The 19599-nt window shown below is 71.8% G+C and carries 18 protein-coding genes and 1 pseudogene; 10 read left to right on the top strand and 9 right to left on the bottom strand.

What is annotated here, in order from left to right; genetic code table 11:
• Window positions 1-20 precede the first annotated feature (20 nt).
• Complete coding sequence (locus HZZ00_RS28985; RefSeq protein WP_180329196.1) at window positions 21-1208, bottom strand: exo-beta-N-acetylmuramidase NamZ domain-containing protein; 1188 nt, start codon at window positions 1206-1208, stop codon at window positions 21-23.
• Between the two features lie 120 nt (window positions 1209-1328).
• On the opposite strand from HZZ00_RS28985, the gene HZZ00_RS28980 reads away from it, so the two are divergent.
• Entirely contained in the window at window positions 1329-1859 is a 531-nt protein-coding gene (locus HZZ00_RS28980; protein WP_180329195.1) for a hypothetical protein, read from the top strand.
• 21 nt (window positions 1860-1880) lie between these two features.
• Here HZZ00_RS28980 and HZZ00_RS28975 read toward each other — a convergent pair whose 3' ends face one another.
• The 5 genes and pseudogenes from HZZ00_RS28975 to HZZ00_RS28955 form a co-directional block, all read right to left on the bottom strand.
• Window positions 1881-2747 carry a restriction endonuclease gene (locus HZZ00_RS28975; RefSeq protein WP_180329194.1) on the bottom strand — a complete coding sequence of 289 codons (867 nt, stop codon included), beginning with the start codon at window positions 2745-2747 and terminating at the stop codon, window positions 1881-1883.
• A 43-nt stretch (window positions 2748-2790) separates the two neighbouring features.
• Window positions 2791-3213 (bottom strand): ATP-binding protein, encoded by a 423-nt coding sequence (locus HZZ00_RS28970; RefSeq protein WP_180329193.1) that lies wholly within the window; start codon window positions 3211-3213, stop codon window positions 2791-2793.
• Between the two features lie 96 nt (window positions 3214-3309).
• The gene (locus tag HZZ00_RS28965; protein WP_180329192.1) at window positions 3310-3561 is read right to left on the bottom strand and encodes a hypothetical protein; all 252 of its coding nucleotides are present in this window, start codon (window positions 3559-3561) and stop codon (window positions 3310-3312) included.
• A gap of 167 nt (window positions 3562-3728) precedes the next feature.
• Window positions 3729-4442, bottom strand: a complete 714-nt coding sequence (locus tag HZZ00_RS28960) for a glycerophosphodiester phosphodiesterase (protein WP_180329191.1) — start codon at window positions 4440-4442, stop codon at window positions 3729-3731.
• A 20-nt stretch (window positions 4443-4462) separates the two neighbouring features.
• Window positions 4463-5606, bottom strand: a pseudogene (locus HZZ00_RS28955) (adenosine deaminase).
• 222 nt (window positions 5607-5828) lie between these two features.
• Here HZZ00_RS28955 and HZZ00_RS28950 point away from each other — a divergent pair.
• The gene (locus HZZ00_RS28950; protein ID WP_257585443.1) at window positions 5829-6569 is read left to right on the top strand and encodes a DUF4190 domain-containing protein; all 741 of its coding nucleotides are present in this window, start codon (window positions 5829-5831) and stop codon (window positions 6567-6569) included.
• A gap of 141 nt (window positions 6570-6710) precedes the next feature.
• Here the strand turns inward: HZZ00_RS28950 and HZZ00_RS28945 are convergent, their stop codons facing one another.
• Window positions 6711-7268, bottom strand: a complete 558-nt coding sequence (locus HZZ00_RS28945; RefSeq protein ID WP_180329188.1) for an NADAR family protein — start codon at window positions 7266-7268, stop codon at window positions 6711-6713.
• Between the two features lie 208 nt (window positions 7269-7476).
• Between HZZ00_RS28945 and HZZ00_RS28940 the strand changes: the two genes are divergently transcribed.
• The 8 genes from HZZ00_RS28940 (at window position 7477) to HZZ00_RS28905 (ending at window position 17210) form a co-directional block, all read left to right on the top strand.
• On the top strand, window positions 7477-9012 hold the full coding sequence (locus HZZ00_RS28940; protein WP_180329187.1) for a gamma-aminobutyraldehyde dehydrogenase: 1536 nt from the start codon (window positions 7477-7479) through the stop codon (window positions 9010-9012).
• Window positions 9013-9101: 89 nt separating this feature from the next.
• Window positions 9102-10349, top strand: a complete 1248-nt coding sequence (locus HZZ00_RS28935; RefSeq protein WP_180329186.1) for a spermidine/putrescine ABC transporter substrate-binding protein — start codon at window positions 9102-9104, stop codon at window positions 10347-10349.
• A gap of 8 nt (window positions 10350-10357) precedes the next feature.
• Complete coding sequence (locus HZZ00_RS28930; RefSeq protein ID WP_180333758.1) at window positions 10358-11503, top strand: ABC transporter ATP-binding protein; 1146 nt, start codon at window positions 10358-10360, stop codon at window positions 11501-11503.
• Window positions 11503-12432 carry an ABC transporter permease gene (locus tag HZZ00_RS28925; RefSeq protein WP_180329185.1) on the top strand — a complete coding sequence of 310 codons (930 nt, stop codon included), beginning with the start codon at window positions 11503-11505 and terminating at the stop codon, window positions 12430-12432. Before HZZ00_RS28930 ends, HZZ00_RS28925 begins: the two co-directional genes overlap by 1 nt.
• Window positions 12433-13233 carry an ABC transporter permease gene (locus HZZ00_RS28920; RefSeq protein ID WP_180329184.1) on the top strand — a complete coding sequence of 267 codons (801 nt, stop codon included), beginning with the start codon at window positions 12433-12435 and terminating at the stop codon, window positions 13231-13233.
• Window positions 13234-13269: 36 nt separating this feature from the next.
• On the top strand, window positions 13270-14700 hold the full coding sequence (locus HZZ00_RS28915) for an FAD-binding oxidoreductase (RefSeq protein WP_180329183.1): 1431 nt from the start codon (window positions 13270-13272) through the stop codon (window positions 14698-14700).
• Window positions 14701-14851: 151 nt separating this feature from the next.
• Window positions 14852-15310, top strand: a complete 459-nt coding sequence (locus tag HZZ00_RS28910) for a hypothetical protein (protein WP_180329182.1) — start codon at window positions 14852-14854, stop codon at window positions 15308-15310.
• 85 nt (window positions 15311-15395) lie between these two features.
• Window positions 15396-17210 (top strand): chitinase, encoded by a 1815-nt coding sequence (locus tag HZZ00_RS28905; protein WP_180329181.1) that lies wholly within the window; start codon window positions 15396-15398, stop codon window positions 17208-17210.
• On the opposite strand, the gene HZZ00_RS28900 is transcribed toward HZZ00_RS28905, so the two are convergent.
• The gene (locus HZZ00_RS28900; protein WP_180329180.1) at window positions 17149-17814 is read right to left on the bottom strand and encodes a phosphatase PAP2 family protein; all 666 of its coding nucleotides are present in this window, start codon (window positions 17812-17814) and stop codon (window positions 17149-17151) included. The genes HZZ00_RS28905 and HZZ00_RS28900 overlap by 62 nt on opposite strands.
• A gap of 406 nt (window positions 17815-18220) precedes the next feature.
• Window positions 18221-19555 (bottom strand): 4-aminobutyrate--2-oxoglutarate transaminase, encoded by a 1335-nt coding sequence (gabT, locus tag HZZ00_RS28895; RefSeq protein WP_070022224.1) that lies wholly within the window; start codon window positions 19553-19555, stop codon window positions 18221-18223.
• Window positions 19556-19599 lie beyond the last annotated feature (44 nt).

Raw genomic sequence — 19599 nt, 5'->3', positions numbered from 1 at the left:
GCGGGTCGTCCTCCCGGCTCTCAGCGGTACAGCAGTACGTCGTCGCCCGCCCACTCCCGCGGCGGCGCGGGCGGATCGCACAGCGGCAGCGGGTCCTGGCCCGCGTCGATGGTGTGCCGCAACCGGTCGGAGCCCCACAGCAGATCGATGAAGTGCCGGTGCCCGGTGGGGCCTTGCGCGGTGTGCCAGGCGAAGTCGGCCGGGTACAGGCGCCGCAGTGTGGCGAGCATCGCGACGGCGGTGAGCACGGGCCGGAACACCGCGCGGTCGGTGACGTGCAGCTGCACTCCGCGCAGCGGCTGCCCGGCGTGTTTGTGGAAGGCCGGGACGAAGTGCAGCTCGCGGAAACGCACTCCGGGCAGGGCGAGTTCGGCGAGCGCGGGCGCGAACCGGCCGTCGAGGTAGGGCGCCCCGACGATCTCGAAGGGCTGGGTGGTGCCCCGGCCCTCGGAGAGGTTCGTACCCTCGAACAGACAGGTGCCGGGGTAGACGGCGGCGGTCGCGGGCGTCGGCATGTTCGGCGAGGGCGCGACCCAGGGCAGCCCGGTGGCCCCGGCGTCCCGGTCGCGCGTCCAGCCGGCGGCCTCGATCACGGTCAACCCGGCGGGCCGGCCGGCGAGTTCGGGAACGGCCCGCGCGTTGAACCAGCGGGCGAGTTCCCCGCACGTGAGCCCGTGCCGGACGGGGACGGGCGCGCGTCCCACGAAACTCGCCCAGCGGGGGTCGAGCAGCGGTCCCTCGCCGACGAGCCCGCCGAGCGGGTTGGGCCGGTCGGCGACGACGAACCGCACACCGGTACGGGCCGCCGAGACCATCAGGTCGAACATGGTCCAGACGTAGGTGTAGAACCGGGCCCCGACGTCCTGGAGGTCGTACACCAGCGTGTCCACGCCGCTGCCCGTCAGCAGCTTGTCGAGGCGCTCGCCCGTGCACCGGTAGGTGTCGTGGACCGGCAGTCCGGTGACCGGGTCCGTCCGGACGGTCCCGCCCTCGCCGGCCTGGCCGCTTCCGTGCAGCCCGTGCTCCGGCCCGAACAGCGCCACCAGCCGTGCGCCGGCCTCCAGCAGCGAGGGCGCGAGGGGGCGCAGATCCGGGAGGACCCCCGTGTGATTGGTCACCAGTCCCAGCCGTCCGCCCCCGGCCAGGCCGGGCGACGCGCACAGCCGCGTGCTCCCGGTCCGCACCGCGCCACGCCCGTCCGCGCTCATCCCTCGCCCCGTCTGCCGGTCACCTCTCGAAACGGTGGTCCGAAATGTACAGGGATGTACGCCGACAGTTCGCGATTGACGAGGGTTTTGAACGCGTTCAATTTAACGTACGCTCTGCGCATGAGCGACAGAGCCGCCCTTCTGAAGGGCATTCGCGGCTGGCTGGTCTTCTTCGTGGTGTGCCTGGTGCTGAGCGGGGCCACGGCCTTTCCGCTGGTGCACGAACTGCGCTGGACCGAAGGCGTGTTGCGGGCGCTGGCGGTGCCGGACCGGCTGCCGGGGCTGACGGAGTGGATCGGACGGGTGCGCGGCGGGCTCGACACCGTGGACGAGAAGTACCCGTTCGTGCTCTACGGCACGGACTGGCTGGCGTTCGCCCATCTCGTCATCGCGGTCGCCTTCTACGGCCCGTACCGCGATCCGGTGCGCAACATCTGGGTGATCGAGTTCGGGATGATCGCCTGCGCCGGCATCATCCCGCTCGCCCTCGTCTGCGGACCGGTCCGGGGCATCCCCTTCTGGTGGTCCCTGATCGACATGTCGTTCGGCGTCTTCGGGGTCGTCCCGCTGTACGTCGTGCGCCAAAAGATCAAGCGGCTCGCGGCGCTGACCGGCGCCGGGGCCGTCGCCGTCGCGCCCGCCCGCACCTGACCCGGCGCCACCGGACCGCGCTCAGGGCTCCGCCCGCGCGAGCTGCCACGGACTCGGACCCGTGCCGTACCGCCACGCCTCCAGGTCCTGGCCGTTCACGCAGACGATGCCGCACTCGGCCGCGTACTCGAGGGCGGGCGTGGTGAAGTCGCTCGTGGTGACCAGCGCCGCGACATCGGCCTCGTGGATGGTGAAGCAGGTCCCGCCGAACCGCTGCATGTCCTGCGAACCGACCTTGTGGGCCTCGCCGTACAGCTTGCACTGGATGACCACGCGCAGGCCGTCCGCCGTGTGCGCGATGACGTCCGCCCCCAAGTCGCCCGCGCCGCCGACGACTTCCACGGACCGGCAGTCGTCGCGGACGCACAGCTCGGCCACGGCCTGCTCGAACCCGTCGGGGTCCAGCTCGGCGTAGTCGGCGGGCGGGCCGGGAACGCCGAGGTGTTCGGTGATCTCCTCGTCCTGCCGGGCGGCGACGGGCACGGTCGCCGCCACCTCCGGCTCCTCCGGGCGCACGGCGCCCGCGGACGGCTCCGCGGCCCGGCCGCCCTCGAAGGCCGTCGGCCCGTTCGCCCCCACCGCCCCGCCGCCCAGGCTGTCGGCCGCCTCCTCCGCCGCCTCCTCCAGCGCCCGCGCGGCCCGGCGCGCGCATCGCGCGGCCGACCAGCGGCGCCACCTGGACCGGGACAGCAGCGCGACCGCGACCGCCAGCATCAGCAACGCGCCGACCCACGACGGACGGTGCTCCACGGCGGCCGCCGCGGTACGGACCACGAAGCCGAGCAGGCACAGGGCGACCGCCAGCAGCAGGAAGAACAGGGCGGTCGCGCGCAGGTCGAAGCGCCGGTCGTCGCGGCCGCGCCGCCCTGGGCGTATGGGTATGGTCACGCGGGATTCCTCCTGGCCGGGGTCTTCGGAACTCGGTGGCCCGTCACGCGTCGACGGCGGCCGCGGGCGGCCGGAAGCAGGCGACGATGTCCTTGCCCCGGGGGCAGCGGTGGACCTCCCACTCGTGGGCGAGGGCGTCGACCAGCAGCAGCCCGCGCCCGCCCGGGGCGCCGGCGTCGGGGCGCCGTTGCTCGGGCAGCCTGGAATCGGCGTCGTGCACGGTCACATGGAGGCAGCCCTCGTCCCAGGTGAGGATCAGCTGCGCCGTGCTGTGGGCGTGCACGTGGGCGTTGGTGACGAGCTCGGAGACGGTCAGCAGTACCGAATCCACCAGCTCCGGCGCCGTCCGCGTCCAGCCGAGCGTCTCCAGATGCGCCCGTGTCCAGTCCCTGGCCGCTTTCACCCCGCTGCTCACGGGCAGGGTGCGTGCCCATCCCACAGCCTTCAACGAGGACCCGTCTTCCACTGTCTCCTCCTTCGGCGACCGGCCGTACCCCTTCCGTGTGCCCGCGTTCGGCGGATACACCTGCCGGTGATGCGGACGCCCGCCGGGGCGGCCGGCTTACGGCCGGGCGAGGGCCGCGAGGACGATCCGCCGGGTGACGGCGTTCACCGAATCGCCCTTGGCGTCGGTGGCGACCGAGTAGACCAGGGGGCGGCGCAGGTCGCGGCGAGCGCGGCCCGCAACGCCGCCGCGTCCGGGGCGGTGTTCCGGTGGGAGGCGGGCGCGGCGGGGGCAGCTGGGGCACCGGCGGACAGGGGCCAGGGTCAGGGTGGTGGCGGTGAGCATCGCGGCGCGGGTGCGCGGACGCATGCGGGCTCCGCGGGGATTCGGTGGCCGGGACGCGATCGGTCTCCGGTGTGCCGCACCCCGTACGGATCATCACCGAGGAGGGCGCCCCACCCCGGTACCGCTCCAGGTAACCCGACTCAGCAGTAAGGGAGTCGTAGGGGGCCTTCCCCGGGGAGCCGCCGCGGTGGCTACCGGCGGGTCCTCCGCGGGAGTTCGCGGGGGGTCGAACGCAGATGGTGCAGGACGTCGATGCGGTTCGTGGTGATCGAGTCCACGCCCTGGTCCAGCAGCCGGGAGAGGGCGCGCCGGGTGTCCGGGGTCCAGACGGAGACGAGCTGCCCGTCCCGGTGGACGCGGGCGACCAGGTCCCGGTCCACCAGGGAGAAGCGGTAGTTGAGCCAGCGCGGGCGGATCGCGGCCAGCAGCGCGGGCCGGGGCGGGGCCAGCGTCGTCCAGGTCAGGGCGATCTCGGCGGCCGGGTCGGCGGCGCGGACGGTGAGCATGGTCTCCGCGCCCGCGCTGTAGTACACCCGCTCCCCGGCCCCGCTCTGCCGGACGACGTCCAGGATCCGGTCCATCGTCCGCCGGGTGACCCGCCCGCACAGGTCCACCATCACCCGGCTGTCACCGGTCGCGGCCAGCGCCTGCGCCAGCGTCGGCACCCGGCCGCCGGTGAGAGCGCGCACCTCGTCGGCGGACAGCGCGCCCAGCGGCCGGTCCAGCTCCCACAGCCGCTCCAGGGTGTCGTCGTGCAGCAGCACGGGCACGCCGTCACGGGTGAGCCGTACGTCGATCTCGACCACGTCCGCGCCCCGGTCGAGCGCGGAACGCAGCGAGTCGAGGGTGTTCTCGCGGAAGCGGTAGGGGTCGCCGCGGTGGGCCACGGCGGTCACGTTCTGCATGGCCCCCATTGTGGTGCGCCTCAGCCGGCGAGCCAGCGCGAGGTGTACGTGTCGATCTCCGCCCCGATCCGCGCCTTGCCCGCCGGGTCCAGGAAGGACGCCTCCACGGCGTTCTTGGCGAGGTCCGCGAGGCCGCGCTCGTCCAGGTCGAGGAGGCGGGCGGCCACCGCGTACTCGTTGTTGAGGTCGGTGCCGAACATCGGCGGGTCGTCGGAGTTGACCGTGATCAGCACGCCCGCCTTCGCGAACTCCTTGATCGGGTGCTCGTCCAGGCTGCGGACCGCGCGCGTGGCGATGTTGGAGGTCGGGCAGACCTCCAGCGGGATGCGCCGCTCGGCGAGGTGCGCGAGCAGCGCCGGGTCCTGTGCGGAGCTGGTGCCGTGCCCGATGCGCTCGGCGCGCAGCTCGCCCAGCGCGTCCCACACCGTCTGCGGGCCGGTGGTCTCGCCGGCGTGCGGCACGGAGCGCAGACCGGCGGCGATGGCCCGGTCGAAGTACGGCTTGAACTGCGGGCGGGGCACGCCGATCTCGGGGCCGCCCAGCCCGAACGACACCAGGCCCTCCGGGCGGATCCGGTCGTCGGTGGCGAGCCGGGCGGTCTCCTCGGCGGACTCCAGACCGGCCTCGCCGGGGATGTCGAAGCACCAGCGCAGCGCGGTGCCGAAGTCGGCCTCGGCGGCCTTGCGGGCGTCCTCGATCGCGGCCATGAAGGCCCGCTCGTCTATGCCGCGCCGGGTGGAGGAGTACGGCGTGATCGTCAGCTCGGCGTAGCGCACCTGCTGGCGGGCCAGGTCGCGGGCCACCTCGTAGGTGAGCAGCCGGACGTCCTCCGGCGTGCGGATCAGGTCCACCACCGACAGGTACACCTCGATGAAGTGCGCGAAGTCGGTGAAGGTGAAGTACTCGGCCAGGGCCTCGGGGTCGGCGGGCACCTTGGAGTCCCGGTGGCGGGCGGCCAGCTCCGAGACGATGCGGGGGGAGGCGGAGCCCACGTGGTGGACGTGCAGTTCGGCCTTGGGCAGTCCGGCGATGAACGCCCGCAGGTCGCGGTCGGCCGTGCCGGCGGCGGGTACGGAACTGTCGGTCAAGGGGTCCTCCCCGAGCAGGGCGCCGGCGGGCCCTCACGGGCGCGGCGCGGGTGATCGGCTGATCGTCGGAGGACATCGTAGGCCGGGGGAGGGGCGGCGGTGGGGCGCGGGTCCCGGGCGGGAGCCGGCGGCGGGGGCCGGGGGCGGTGCGCTTGCGCGCGGGGCGGTCGAGGCGGGGCGGCGGGACTAGGGCGGCGGACCGGCGCCTGGAGGGGGGCGCCCGCGGCGGGACCGGCCGGTCCGGGCGGGCCGGGGAGGCCTTAGCATGGCGGGACGAACGACCGAGGGGGAAGTGCGCGTGACAGACGGAACGCAGTCCAGTGGGGCGGCCGGAGGCGGCCACGACCCGTGGGCGCCGCCCGAGCAGCGGCCGTCGCTGGAGAAGAACCAGCCCACCGCACCGGCTCCGGCGCAGCCGCCCTCCGTGCACGACCAGGCCACCGTGACCGACCTGCCGACCGGCGGTCACGCGCAGCCCAACTTCGCCCCGCCCGGCGCGGCCGGCCCGGGCTTCGGCGCGCCCACCCCGCCGCCGCCCGCGTTCGGAGCACCGGTCCCCGGCGCGGGCGAGCCGGTGCCGCCCCCGCCGATCGCGCCGACCGGCCCCGGCATGCCCCCGGCGCCCGCGCCCGCGCCCGCCCCCGGCGGATACGGCTACCCCGGCTACCCGGCGGGGAGCTACGGCTGGACCGGCATGCCCATGGCCCCGCAGAACGGCATGGGCACCGCGGCGATGGTGCTCGGCATCCTGTCGATCTGCCTGTTCTGCCTGTACGGCGTCGTCTCCCTGGTGCTGGGCATCCTCGCGGTGGTCTTCGGCATCAAGGGCCGCCGGCGGGCCGAGCGCGGCGAGGCCACCAACCACGGGCAGGCCCAGGCGGGCCTGATCATGGGCGTCATCGGCATCGTGGTCGGCGTCGCCATGATGGTGCTGCTGCTGGTGATCGGCATCAGCGCCTTCAACGACGACTCGTCCAGCGACGACCCGTACTACGGCTCGGCCCACTCCCTTGCGGCCACGGTGGCGACGGGACGCTGACCCACGGGCTCGGCGCCGCCGAGCCGATCCCGGTGGCCCGGCCCCCTGGGCCACCGGCCCGCCGTCGGCGGGTCGGGCGCGGTCCTGTTCGCGCGGACCGGCCCGGCACCGCGGTTCGGGCAGGCCCCCCGAATCCCGGCTCTACCGCCCCGCCAGTTCCGCCCGTGCCTCCATCAGCGCGAAGCCCAGCAGGTTCAGGCCGCGCCAGTGCTCCGGGTCCGACGCCGCCTCGTCGGTCGCCGCCAGGCCGATGCCCCACACCCGGTCCAGCGGGCTCGCCTCGACCAGGACGCGGTCGCCCGTGCCCAGCAGGAAGGCGCGCAGGGTGTCGTCGGAGGCGAACTTGTGGACGCTGCCCTCGACCACGATGCGGAAGCGCTCCCGCTCCCATATCGCCTCGTCGAAGTCGCGGACCAGGCGGCCCGCCTTCTTGGCCTCGGCGGGATGGGCCGCGGAGAGCACCCGCTCCTCCGCCCGCTCGTCGCCGAACAGACGGGCCTTGGCCGCCATCATCCAGTGCTCGGCCGTCGCGTAGCGCTTTCCGTCGACCACGAACGGCGACGGCCACCACTGGCTGAGACAGCTCGCGCCGATCGTGCCGTCCGGCCGGGGCCGGTGGCCCCAGAAGTGCAGGTACTTCACGCGCGACCCCGCACGGACCTCGCTGACCAGGGCTTCCATCCCGTTGATCTTCCCCATGCACGCGAGTCTGGCACGCACCACTGACACACCGTCCGCCTTTTCCACACCCGACTCGACACCTGGTCGACAGATTCCGTCGCGTAACCAAAAGGCAACAACGGAATCACTTGTTGGAGGCTAACGGCTCTGTCAGGATCGGCACTCAAATCGAGCTGGAGCTACGCCACCCACCCCTGACGCGGGGTGCAGGGCGGAGGAGAGCGACATGCACAACCCGGGCACCGCCACCCAGGAACGATTTCCCGCCGAGGACCGTTTCGCCGACGGCGCGCAGTTCATCGACGGCCGTCTGACCAGGGGCACTTCGGGCCGCACCCACGCCGTGATCGACCCGGCCACCGGCACCGAGGTGTTCACCTACGACCTGGCCGGCACCGACGACGTCGACGCGGCCGTCGAGGCCGCACGCGCCGCCTTCCCCGGCTGGGCCTCGGCCACCCCGGGCGAGCGCTCGGACGCCCTGCACCGCTTCGCCACCGTGCTCGCCGACCGCGCCGAGGAGTTCGCCCGCGCCGAGTCCCTTCAGTGCGGCAAGCCGCTGAAGCTCAGCCGCGAGTTCGACGTCCCGGGGACCGTCGACAACACCGCCTTCTTCGCCGGTGCCGCCCGGCACCTCCAGGGGCAGTCGGCCGGCGAGTACTCCGGCGACCACACGTCGTACGTCCGGCGCGAGCCGATCGGCGTCGTCGGCTCCATCGCGCCCTGGAACTACCCGCTCCAGATGGCCGCCTGGAAGGTGCTCCCGGCGATCGCCGCGGGCAACACCATCGTGCTGAAGCCCGCCGAGCTGACCCCGCTGACCTCCCTGCTCTTCGCCCTTGCCGCCACCGACGCGGGCCTGCCGGACGGCGTGGTCAACATCGTCACCGGCACCGGCCGGGAGGCCGGCGAGCACCTGGTCGGCCACCCCGACGTGGCGATGACCTCCTTCACCGGGTCCACCGGCGTGGGCAAGCGCGTCGCCGAGGTCGCCACCGCGACCGTCAAGCGGCTCCACCTGGAGCTGGGCGGCAAGGCCCCGTTCGTCGTCTTCGACGACGCCGACCTGGAGGCCGCCGTCCACGGCGCCGTCGCCGGCGCGCTCATCAACACCGGCCAGGACTGCACCGCCGCCACCCGCGCCTACGTACAGCGGCCGCTGTACGAGGAGTTCGTCGCGCGCACCGCCGCCCTGATGGAGACCGTGCGGCTCGGCGACCCGTTCGCCCCCGGCACCGACCTCGGCCCCCTCATCTCGCACGCCCAGCGCGACCGGGTCGCCGGCTTCGTGGACCGCGCCCGCGCCTACGCCCGCGTGGTGACCGGCGGCGAGGCCCCCGGCGGCGACCTGGCGAAGGGCGCCTACTACCGGCCCACCTTGATCGCCGGCGCCCCGCAGGACAGCGAGATCGTCCAGTCCGAGATCTTCGGCCCGGTCCTGGTCGTCCTGCCCTTCGACAGCGACGACGAGGGCATCCGGCTGGCCAACGACACCCCCTACGGCCTCGCCGCCTCCGCCTGGAGCCGCAGCGTCTACCGGGCCAACCGCGCCACCCGCGACATCAAGGCGGGCTGCGTCTGGATCAACGATCACATCCCGATCATCAGCGAGATGCCGCACGGAGGCTACAAGGCGTCCGGCTTCGGCAAGGACATGTCGGTGTACTCCTTCGAGGAGTACACGCAGGTCAAGCACGTAATGTTCGACAATACGGCGGTCGCCCGCAAGGACTGGCACCGCACGATCTTCGGCGACCGGTAGGAGCCGCCGCGCCCTCGGCCGCAAAACCTCCCCCACCCGCGGCCCGCTCCTCGCCGGGTACCACTCCCCTCCGAAAGGCCACCACGCGCATGGAGAGTTACGAGCCCGACCGCCTGACAGCGGTCGAACTGGCCGCCATACGCCGTAGTTTCCGCAGCGGCAGGGCCGCGCTGACCCGCCGTTCGCTGCTGCGCGCCTCCGCCGGGGGCGCGCTCGCGATCGGCGGACTCGGGACCCTGAGCGCCTGCGGCATCCCCGCCGCGACCAAGGACCAGGGCGGCGTCTCCGCCGACGACCACTCGGCCGACGAGAAGGTCGTCAACTTCTCCAACTGGCCCGAGTACATCGACGTGGACGGCAAGGGCAAGCGCCACCCCACGCTCGATGCGTTCGCCAAGCGGTCCGGCATCCAGGTCAAGTACACCGAGGACATCAACGACAACGACGAGTTCTTCGGCAAGGTCCAGCCGGAGCTCGCCGCCGGCCAGGACACCGGCCGCGACCTCATCGTGCTCACCGACTGGCTCGCCGCCCGCATGATCCGGCTCGGGTACGTCCAGAAACTCGACGCGGCCAACCTGCCGCACGCCTTCGCCAACCTGTCGGACCAGTTCCGCGACCCCGACTGGGACCCCGGTCGCGCCTACTCCTACCCCTGGCAGGGCATCTCCACCGTCGTCGCCTTCAACAGGAAGGCCCTCGGCGGCATCGAGGTGAAGTCGGTCTCCGACCTGCTCGACAACCCCAGGCTCAAGGGCCGCGTCGGCATGCTGACCGAGATGCGCGACACCATCGGCATGGTCCTGCTCGACATGGGCAAGGACCCGGCCAAGTTCACCGACGACGACTACGACGCGGCCATCGCCCGCGTCCAGAAGGCCGTCGACAAGGGCCAGATCCGCCGCTTCACCGGCAACGACTACACGTCCGACCTGGCCAAGGGCGACCTCGCCGCCTGTGTCGCCTGGGGCGGCGACATCGTCCAGCTCCAGGCGGACAACCCGGACGTCGACTACGTCATCCCGGACAGCGGCTACATGACGTCGACCGACAACCTGATGGTCCCGAACAAGGCGCGCCACAAGACGAACGCCGAGCGGCTCATCGACTACTACTACGAGCCCGAGCCCGCCGCCGAACTCGCCGCCTACGTCAACTACGTGAGCCCCGTCGCGGGAGTGGTTCCCTATCTCTCCAGGATCGACAAGTCGGCCGCGAGCAATCCGCTGATCGTGCCCGACAAGGCGATGCAGGCGAAGTCCCATGCCTTCCGCGCCCTGACGCAGAAGGAAGAGACCGCCTACCAGCAGAAGTTCTCGAAGCTCACAGGGGCGTGACGACCACGATGACGACAGACAACAGCGGCGACGTCCGCCTCTCCGGTATCGGCAAGACCTACGGCGCCTTCACCGCCGTACACCCGCTGGACCTGACCGTTCCCCAGGGTTCCTTCTTCGCCCTGCTCGGCGCGTCCGGCTGCGGCAAGACCACCACCCTGCGCATGATCGCGGGCCTGGAGCAGCCGACGAGCGGCACCGTGCACCTCGGCGACCAGGACGTCACCCACCTGCCGCCGTACAAACGGCCGGTCAACACGGTCTTCCAGTCCTACGCGCTCTTCCCGCACCTCGACATCTTCGAGAACGTCGCGTTCGGGCTGCGCCGGCGCGGCATCAAGAGCGTCAAGAAGCAGGTGGAGGAGATGCTGGAGCTGGTCCAGCTCGGCGAGCAGGCGCGCAAGAAGCCGCACCAGCTCTCCGGCGGCCAGCAGCAGCGCGTCGCCGTCGCCCGCGCGCTGATCAACCACCCCAAGGTGCTGCTGCTCGACGAGCCGCTGGGCGCCCTGGACCTGAAGCTGCGCCGCCAGATGCAACTGGAGCTCAAGCGCATCCAGACCGAGGTCGGCATCACCTTCATCCATGTCACCCACGACCAGGAGGAGGCCATGACCATGGCCGACACGGTCGCGGTGATGAACGGGGGCCGCGTCGAGCAGCTGGGCGCGCCCACCGACCTGTACGAGAACCCGAAGACCACCTTCGTCGCCAACTTCCTCGGCACCTCCAACCTGATCGAGGCCGAGGTCGACACCAAGGACGGCGAGGACGTCGTGGTCAAGGCCGGCGGCGGCAAGCTGGTGCTGCCCACCGCGCGGTGCAGCGCGCCCGCCCCGGCCGGCGGCAAGGTGCTGGTCGGCATCCGCCCCGAGAAGATCGCGCTCGCCCACGCCGACGACGCGGGCGCCGTCCCCGAGGGCCGCAACCGCCTCACCGGGAAGATCGCCGACGCCAGCTTCATCGGCGTCTCCACCCAGTACGTCATCGACAGCCCGGCCTGCGCCGGACTCTCGGTCTACGTCCAGAACGTCGAGCGGGACGCCCGGCTGGTCCCCGGCGCGGACGTCGTCCTGCACTGGAGCCCCGCGCACACCTTCGGCCTCGACGCGACCCAGGCCATCGACGCGGGCACCGAGGAAGAGGTCGCCGCCTGATGTCGACGCTCACCGAGGCGCCCCCGCCGCTCGCCCCCGCCGAACCGGAGGCCAAGGCCCCCCGCAAACGCGGCCGGTTCACGCCGTACTGGCTGCTGCTGCCCGGCATCCTGTGGCTGATCGTCTTCTTCGCGCTGCCCCTGGTCTACCAGGCCTCCACGTCCGTGCAGACGGGCTCCCTGGAGGAGGGCTACAAGGTCACCTGGCACTTCGCGACCTACTGGGACGCCCTGTCCGAGTACTGGCCGCAGTTCCTGCGCTCCCTGTGCTACGCGGCCGGCGCCACCGTGGGGTGCCTGCTGCTCGGCTACCCGCTGGCCTATCTGATCGCGTTCCGCGCGGGCCGCTGGCGCAACCTGATCATGATCCTGGTGATCGCGCCGTTCTTCACCAGCTTCCTGATCCGCACCCTGGCCTGGAAGACGATCCTCGCGGACAACGGCCCGATCGTGCACGCGCTGAACTCGCTGCACGTCCTGGACCTCACCAACTGGCTCGGCTGGACGGCCGGCGACCGGGTGCTGGCCACCCCGCTCGCGGTGGTGTGCGGGCTGACGTACAACTTCCTGCCGTTCATGATCCTGCCGCTGTACACCTCGCTGGAGCGGATCGACGGGCGGCTGCACGAGGCGGCCGGCGACCTGTACGCCAAGCCGTGGACCACCTTCCGCAAGGTGACCTTCCCGCTGTCGATGCCGGGCGTGGTCTCCGGCACGCTGCTCACGTTCATCCCGGCGGCCGGTGACTACGTCAACTCCGAACTCCTCGGCTCCACCGACACCCGCATGATCGGCAATGTGATCCAGACGCAGTTCCTGCGCATCCTCGACTATCCGACGGCCGCGGCCCTCTCCTTCATCCTCATGGCCGCGATCCTGGCCATGGTGACCATCTACATCCGCCGGTCCGGGACGGAGGACCTGGTCTAAATGCCCGTCGTCAACTGGCTCAAGCGCCGTCTCGTCGTCATCGCGGGACTTTTCACCCTCGCCTATCTGCTGCTGCCGAACGTCATCGTCACGGTGTTCTCCTTCAACAAACCGAAGGGGCGCTTCAACTACCAGTGGCAGCAGTTCTCGCTGGACGCGTGGAAACAGCCGTGCGGCGTCGCCGACATGTGCGGCTCGCTGTCCATCAGCCTCCAGATCGCCGTCTGGGCGACGCTCGGCGCCACCGTCCTCGGCACGATGATCGCCTTCGCGCTGGTCCGCTACCGCTTCCGCGCCCGCGGCGCCATCAACTCGCTGATCTTCCTGCCGATGGCGATGCCCGAGGTCGTCATGGCGGCCTCGCTGCTCACCCTCTTCCTCAACCTGGGCGCGCAGCTCGGCTTCTGGACGATCCTGATCGCGCACATCATGTTCTGTCTCAGCTTCGTCGTCACCGCGGTCAAGGCGCGTGTGATGTCGATGGACCCGCGCCTGGAGGAGGCCGCCCGGGACCTTTACGCCGGGCCCGTGCAGACCTTCCTGCGGGTCACCCTGCCGATCGCGGCACCCGGAATCGCCGCGGGCGCGCTGCTGTCCTTCGCGCTGTCCTTCGACGATTTCATCATCACCAATTTCAATGCCGGTTCGACCGTCACCTTCCCCATGTTCGTGTGGGGTTCGGCGCAGCGCGGAACGCCCGTGCAGATCAATGTGATCGGTACGGCGATGTTCCTCCTCGCGGTGCTGTTCGTTCTGGTATCGATGCTGATCACGAACCGCCGTAACCATCAGAAGGCGTAAGCCGAAAAGCGCACAGCCCTGTAGGGAGTTGAAATCATGGCCCCGAGCGCCATGAGTCGTGGCAAAGACAACTGGATCGCCTCTCTCTCGGAAGCCCAGCCGGTCCCGTACTGGCTGGAAGACCCTGGAAAGCCGCAGCCCGAGCCCGCCCTGACCGGCCCCGAGACCTGCGACCTGCTGGTCGTCGGCGGCGGGTACAGCGGACTGTGGACCGCGCTGTGCGCCAAGGAGCGCGACCCGCGGCGGGACGTCGTCCTGCTGGAAGGCCGCGAGGTGGGCTGGGCCGCCTCCGGCCGCAACGGCGGCTTCTGCGCCGCCTCCCTCACCCACGGCCTGCCCAACGGCCTGACCCGCTGGCCCGACGAGATCCACAGACTGGAGGAGCTGGGCCGGCGCAACCTCGACGAGATCGAGGCGGCCGTGGCCCGGTACGGCATCGACTGCGAGTTCGAGCGCACCGGCGAGATCGACGTGGCCACCGAGACCTACCAGGCCTGGGAGCTGCGCGACTGGCACCGGGAACTGGAGGAGCGGGGCCTCGCGGACGGGATCGACTTCCTGGACGCCGACGCCGTGCGCGCCGAGGTGAACTCGCCGACCTTCCAGGCCGGTCTGTGGGACCGCCGGGGCGTCGCCATGCTGCACCCGGCGAAGCTCGCCTGGGGTCTGAAGCGCGCGTGCCTCCGGCTCGGGGTGCGGGTGTACGAGCACACGCCCGCGCTCACCCTGAAGCAGTACGGCGCCGGGATGGCGGTGCGCACCCCCTACGGCGCCGTACGGGCCCGCAAGGTGGCGCTCGGCACCAACATCTTCCCCAGTCTGCTGCGGCGTGTGCGCTCGTACACCGTTCCGGTCTACGACTACGCGCTGATGACCGAGCCGCTGAGCCCCGAGCAGCTGTCGGCCGTCGGCTGGCGGGGCAGGCAGGGGCTGGGGGACAGCGCCAACCAGTTCCACTACTTCCGGCTGTCCGCGGACAACCGCATCCTGTGGGGCGGTTACGACGCCGTCCACCACTACGGCGGCCGGGTGCGGGCGGAGTACGACGACCGCCCGGAGACGTACGCCAAGCTCGCGGGGCACTTCTTCACCTGCTTCCCGCAGCTGGAGGGCCTGCGCTTCACCCACGCCTGGGGCGGCGCGATCGACACCTGCTCCCGCTTCTCGGCGTTCTTCGGCACCGCCCACCAGGACAAGGTGGCGTACGCCGCGGGCTACACCGGCCTCGGCGTCGGCGCGACCCGCTTCGGCGCCAACGTGATGCTGGACCTGCTGGACGGGGAGCGCACCGAGCGCACCGAACTGGAGATGGTGCGCAAGCGGCCGCTGCCGTTCCCGCCGGAGCCGTTCGCCTGGACCGGCATCGCCCTCACCAAGTGGTCCCTGGCCCGCGCGGACGCCCATGGCGGCCGGCGGAACCTGTGGCTGCGCACGATGGACCGGCTTGGGCTGGGCTTCGACAGCTGACCGGTCGCGTACGCCGCCGGTTGTCGCACCCCAGGCGATGTGACCCAAGCCACTTACCCGGGGATCGGAACCCGCGTAATGCTCCCGGGCGGCCTCCCTCTCTCCTCCCGACGCGACCGCGTCGCCCATCCGGAGAGAGGGAGGCCCGCTGATGACGGGGACGAAGACGGCGGTGGAGTGGCTGGCGGCCGTGGCGCCGGACCCCGAGTCCTGCCGCTGGGAATGGGAGCGCAGCCCGCACGGGATCGCGCTGCTGCCCGCCGGTCACGCCTGGGACGTGCTGATCCTGCCGGCCCACCTGGGCTATCCGACCCTGGACGTGCTGACCCGGCTGCTGGACCGGACGGGCCCGGTGCTCGCCGACTTCGGCGACAACCGGGTCGGGTTCTTCGTGCCGCCGGGCACCGCGGGCCGCTGGCTCGGTACCGGGGTCCGCACCGCGGGGGCCGGCACCTGGATCGTCGTACCGCACCCGGGCCGCACCGCCCGGGGCGTGCGCTGGCTGGTGCCGCCGGACGGCTCGGGCACCCTGACCGACCCGGCGCTGCTGGAACTGGCGATGCACGAGGCGGCGGCCGGGCTGTTCACGGGCACCGGTGAGGACGGGTGACGCCCGGATGTCTTGACACCGGGATTGGTCTGGACCAAATTGAGTGCCGCTCCACCCTCCAACTCCCCCCTGCCCGGAGGCATTCGTGGACCGCACCAGACCCCTGCTCGCCCTCCTCGCCGCGACGGCGCTGGCCGTGCCCGGCCTCACCGCGCTCTCGTCGGCCGCCCACGCCGCCGACGCGGACGTGGTCCGAAACGGCGGCTTCGAGGCCGGCCTGACCGGCTGGACCTGCTCGGCCGGTACGACCGTCAACTCGCCTGTGCACAGCGGAACTTCGGCGCTCCAGGCCACACCGGCGGGCAGCGACGACGCCCAGTGCTCCCAGACGGTGACCGTCCAGCCGAACGCGCAGTACACGCTGTCCGGTTACGTCCGCGGCTCCTACGTCTACCTCGGCGCTAGCGGCACCGGCACCACCGACGTCTCCGCCTGGACGCAGTCGGCACCGGACTGGCAGAAGCTGGCCACCACCTTCACCACCGGCCCCTCCACCACCAAGGTGACGCTCTACACCCACGGCTGGTACGGCGCCGGCGCCTACAACGCCGACGACATCTCGCTCGTCGGCCCCGGCGGCAGCGGCACCACACAGCCCCCCGCCGTGCCCGGCGGGCTGACCGCCTCCTCCGTCACCGCCTCCTCCGTCGCCCTGTCCTGGTCGGCGGTGCCCGGCGCCACCGGATACGCCGTCTACCGCGACGGAGTCAAGATCCAGACGGCGGACGGGACTTCGGCGACCGTCACCGGCCTCACCGCCTCGACCGCCTACAGCTTCCAGATCACGGCCGTCAACGCCGCGGGGGAGTCCGCGAAGTCGGCCGCGGTGACGGTGACGACGGCCGCGGGCGGCTCGGGCGGCGGGCCGGGCGGCGGTTCGGCCGGCCTCCCGGCGCACGCCCTGGTCGGCTACCTCCACGCCAGCTTCGCCAACGGTTCCGGCTACACCCGGCTCGCGGACGTCCCCGACAGCTGGGACGTCATCGACCTGGCCTTCGCCGAACCGACCTCCGCGACCTCCGGGGACGTCGAGTTCAAGCGCTGCCCGGTCACCGACTGCCCCAACGCCGAGAGCGACGCCGACTTCAAGGCGGCCGTCAAGGCCAAACAGGCGGCCGGCAAGAAGGTGCTGATCTCCATCGGCGGCCAGAACGGCCAGGTGCAGCTGACCACCACGGCGGCCCGGGACGCCTTCGTCTCCTCCGTCTCGAAGATCATCGACACCTACGGCCTGGACGGCCTCGACATCGACTTCGAGGGCCACTCGCTGTCCCTGGACACGAACGACACGGACTTCAAGAACCCCACCACGCCCGTGATCGTCAACCTCATCTCCGCGCTGAAGACCCTGAAGGCCAGGTACGGCTCCTCGTTCGTGCTGACCATGGCGCCGGAGACCTTCTTCGTGCAGAACGGCTACCAGTACTACGGCACCGGCAAGTGGGGCGGCCAGGACCCGCGCTGCGGCGCCTACCTCCCGGTGATCTACGCCCTGCGCGACGACCTCACCCTGCTGCACGTCCAGGACTACAACTCCGGCCCGATCATGGGCCTGGACAACCAGTACCACTCCATGGGCGGCGCCGACTTCCACATCGCCATGACCGACATGCTGCTCACCGGCTTCCCGGTGGCCGGCGACCCGAACAACGTCTTCCCGCCGCTGCGCCCCGACCAGGTGGCGATCGGCATGCCGGCCTCCACCAACGCGGGCAACGGCTACGTGGCCCCCGCCGAGGTCACCAAGACCCTGGACTGCCTGACCAGGAAGACCAACTGCGGCTCGTACACCACCCATGGCACCTGGCCGGGCCTGCGCGGCCTGATGACCTGGTCGATCAACTGGGACCGCTACTCGAACTGGGAGTTCCAGAAGACGTTCGACGGCTATTTCGGCTGACCCCGGGCACCGCGGCGAGCGCGGTCAGCAGCACCGCGCTCAGGCACCAGCTGCCCAGCACGTCCAGCGGCCAGTGGTAGCCGTGGCGGACGAGGCCGTAGCCGACGCCGAGGACGAGGGCCGCGCAGAGCGCGAGCACGGTCCGGCGGGCGGCTCGGGAGCGGAGCCAGGACAGCAGGAGGAGGGTCGCCGAACCGTAGGCGACGGTCGCCGTCGCCGTGTGCCCGGAGGGGTAGTAGCCGACGGCCGGGGGCACCACGGGGGTCCCCGGCCGTGCGGCCCAGTCCTTCAGCGGGACCACCAGCGCGGGCAGCAGCGCCATCAGGGCGGCGGCCGCGACCGGCGGCAGCCACCAGCGGGCATGCCCGGCGCCGCGGCCGCGCCACAGGGCGTGGGCGATGGCGACGGCGAGGACCGGCACGGCGACCTGTACGTTGCCGAGGTCGGAGAGGAACGCGGAGAACCCGTCCGGATGGACCAGGGCCCGGCTGAGCCGGGCGTCCGCACGCAGCAGCGGGCCGTGCGTGACGACCTGCCAGGAGATCAGGGCGAAGAGGACGGCCGGAACACCGAGGAGCAGAAAGCGGCGGGCTGGGTTCGACACGGGGCCCAGCTTGGCAGGCGGGCGCGGCGCGAAAGGGGGCGGGGGCGCACCGGCGGGAGCGGGACCGGCCGGGAGGAGGAGGCCGGCCGCCCCGGAACAGGGGGGGTGGTCACGGGGCGGCCGTCCGGACCGGAACGTCGCGCGCCCCGGGGGGTTTGGGGCGGCGACCGTCCGATCGGTGAGGAGATCCCGGCGTCAGGCGCCGGTTGTGTGCGCGAAGGCACGACCAGGTCGAAGCTGGGGAGGCCCCGGCCTGAAGTCGTCCACGGTCCCCCGTGGACGGGGTGCATCTCTCATCTGGGTAGAACCTACGGCAGGCCGCGGCGCTTGGGCAGACGGATTCCCGTCCCGTCATCCACCTCGCACACCTTCTTCACACGGCCTGCCGCAGCCGGAACTCGCAGCCTCAGATGCGGGCCAGGGCCTGCTCGACGACGTCGAGGCCCTCGTTGAGCAGGTCCTCGCCGATGACCAGCGGGGGCAGGAAGCGGACCACGTTGCCGTAGGTGCCGCAGGTGAGCACCAGCACGCCCTCCGCGTGGCAGGCCTTGGCCAGCGCCGCGGTGGCCTCCGGGTTCGGCTCCTTGGTGGTGCGGTCCTTGACCAGCTCGATGGCGATCATCGCGCCGCGGCCGCGCACGTCGCCGATGACGTCGAACTTCTCGGCCATGGCGGCGAGGCGACCCTTCATGATCTCCTCGATGCGCTTGGCCTTGCCGTTGAGGTCGAGCTCCTTCATGGTCTCGATGGCGCCGAGCGCACCGGCGCAGGCGACGGGGTTGCCGCCGTACGTGCCGCCGAGGCCGCCGGCGTGCGCGGCGTCCATGATCTCGGCGCGGCCGGTCACGGCGGCGAGCGGCAGACCGCCGGCGATGCCCTTGGCGGTGGTGATCAGGTCCGGGACGATGCCCTCGTCCTCACAGGCGAACCACTGCCCGGTCCGGCAGAAACCGGACTGGATCTCGTCGGCGACGAACACGATGCCGTTGTCGGCGGCGAACTGGCGGATGGCGGGCAGGAAGCCCTTGGCCGGCTCGATGAAGCCGCCCTCGCCGAGCACCGGCTCGATGATGATCGCGGCCACGTTGTCCGGGCCGACCTGCTTGGTGATCTGGTCGATGGCCTGCTTGGCGGCCTCCGGACCGGCGTTCTCCGCACCGGTCGGCCAGCGGTAGCCGTAGGCGACCGGGACGCGGTACACCTCGGGCGCGAACGGGCCGAAGCCGTGCTTGTACGGCATGTTCTTCGCCGTCAGCGCCATGGTCAGGTTGGTGCGTCCGTGGTACCCGTGGTCGAACACCACGACGGCCTGCCGCTTGGTGTACGCACGCGCGATCTTGACGGCGTTCTCGACGGCCTCGGCGCCGGAGTTGAAGAGCGCGGACTTCTTGGCGTGGTCACCCGGGGTCAGCTCGGCCAGCGCCTCGGCGACGGCGACGTAGCCCTCGTACGGGGTGACCATGAAACAGGTGTGGGTGAAGTCCGCCAGCTGGGCGGAGGCACGGCGCACGACGGCCTCGGCGGAGGCGCCGACGCTGGTCACGGCGATACCGGAGCCGAAGTCGATCAGGCTGTTGCCGTCCACGTCCTCGATGACACCGCCGCCGGCGCGCGTGACGAACACCGGCAGCGTGGAGCCCACGCCCTGGGCGACCACGGCGGTTCGGCGGGCCTGCAGCTCCTGCGACTTCGGGCCGGGGATGGCGGTGACGACGCGGCGCTCCTGCGGAAGTGCGGTCATGCGGGGCTCCTGGGGGTATTACGGACGCTTGCCTTCTTTTCGCA

The sequence above is a fragment of the Streptomyces sp. NEAU-sy36 genome (genome assembly GCF_013423905.1).
In the GTDB taxonomy this organism is placed as follows: Bacteria; Actinomycetota; Actinomycetes; order Streptomycetales; family Streptomycetaceae; genus Streptomyces; species Streptomyces misionensis.
This window is presented reverse-complemented; position numbering and strand designations above follow the sequence as displayed.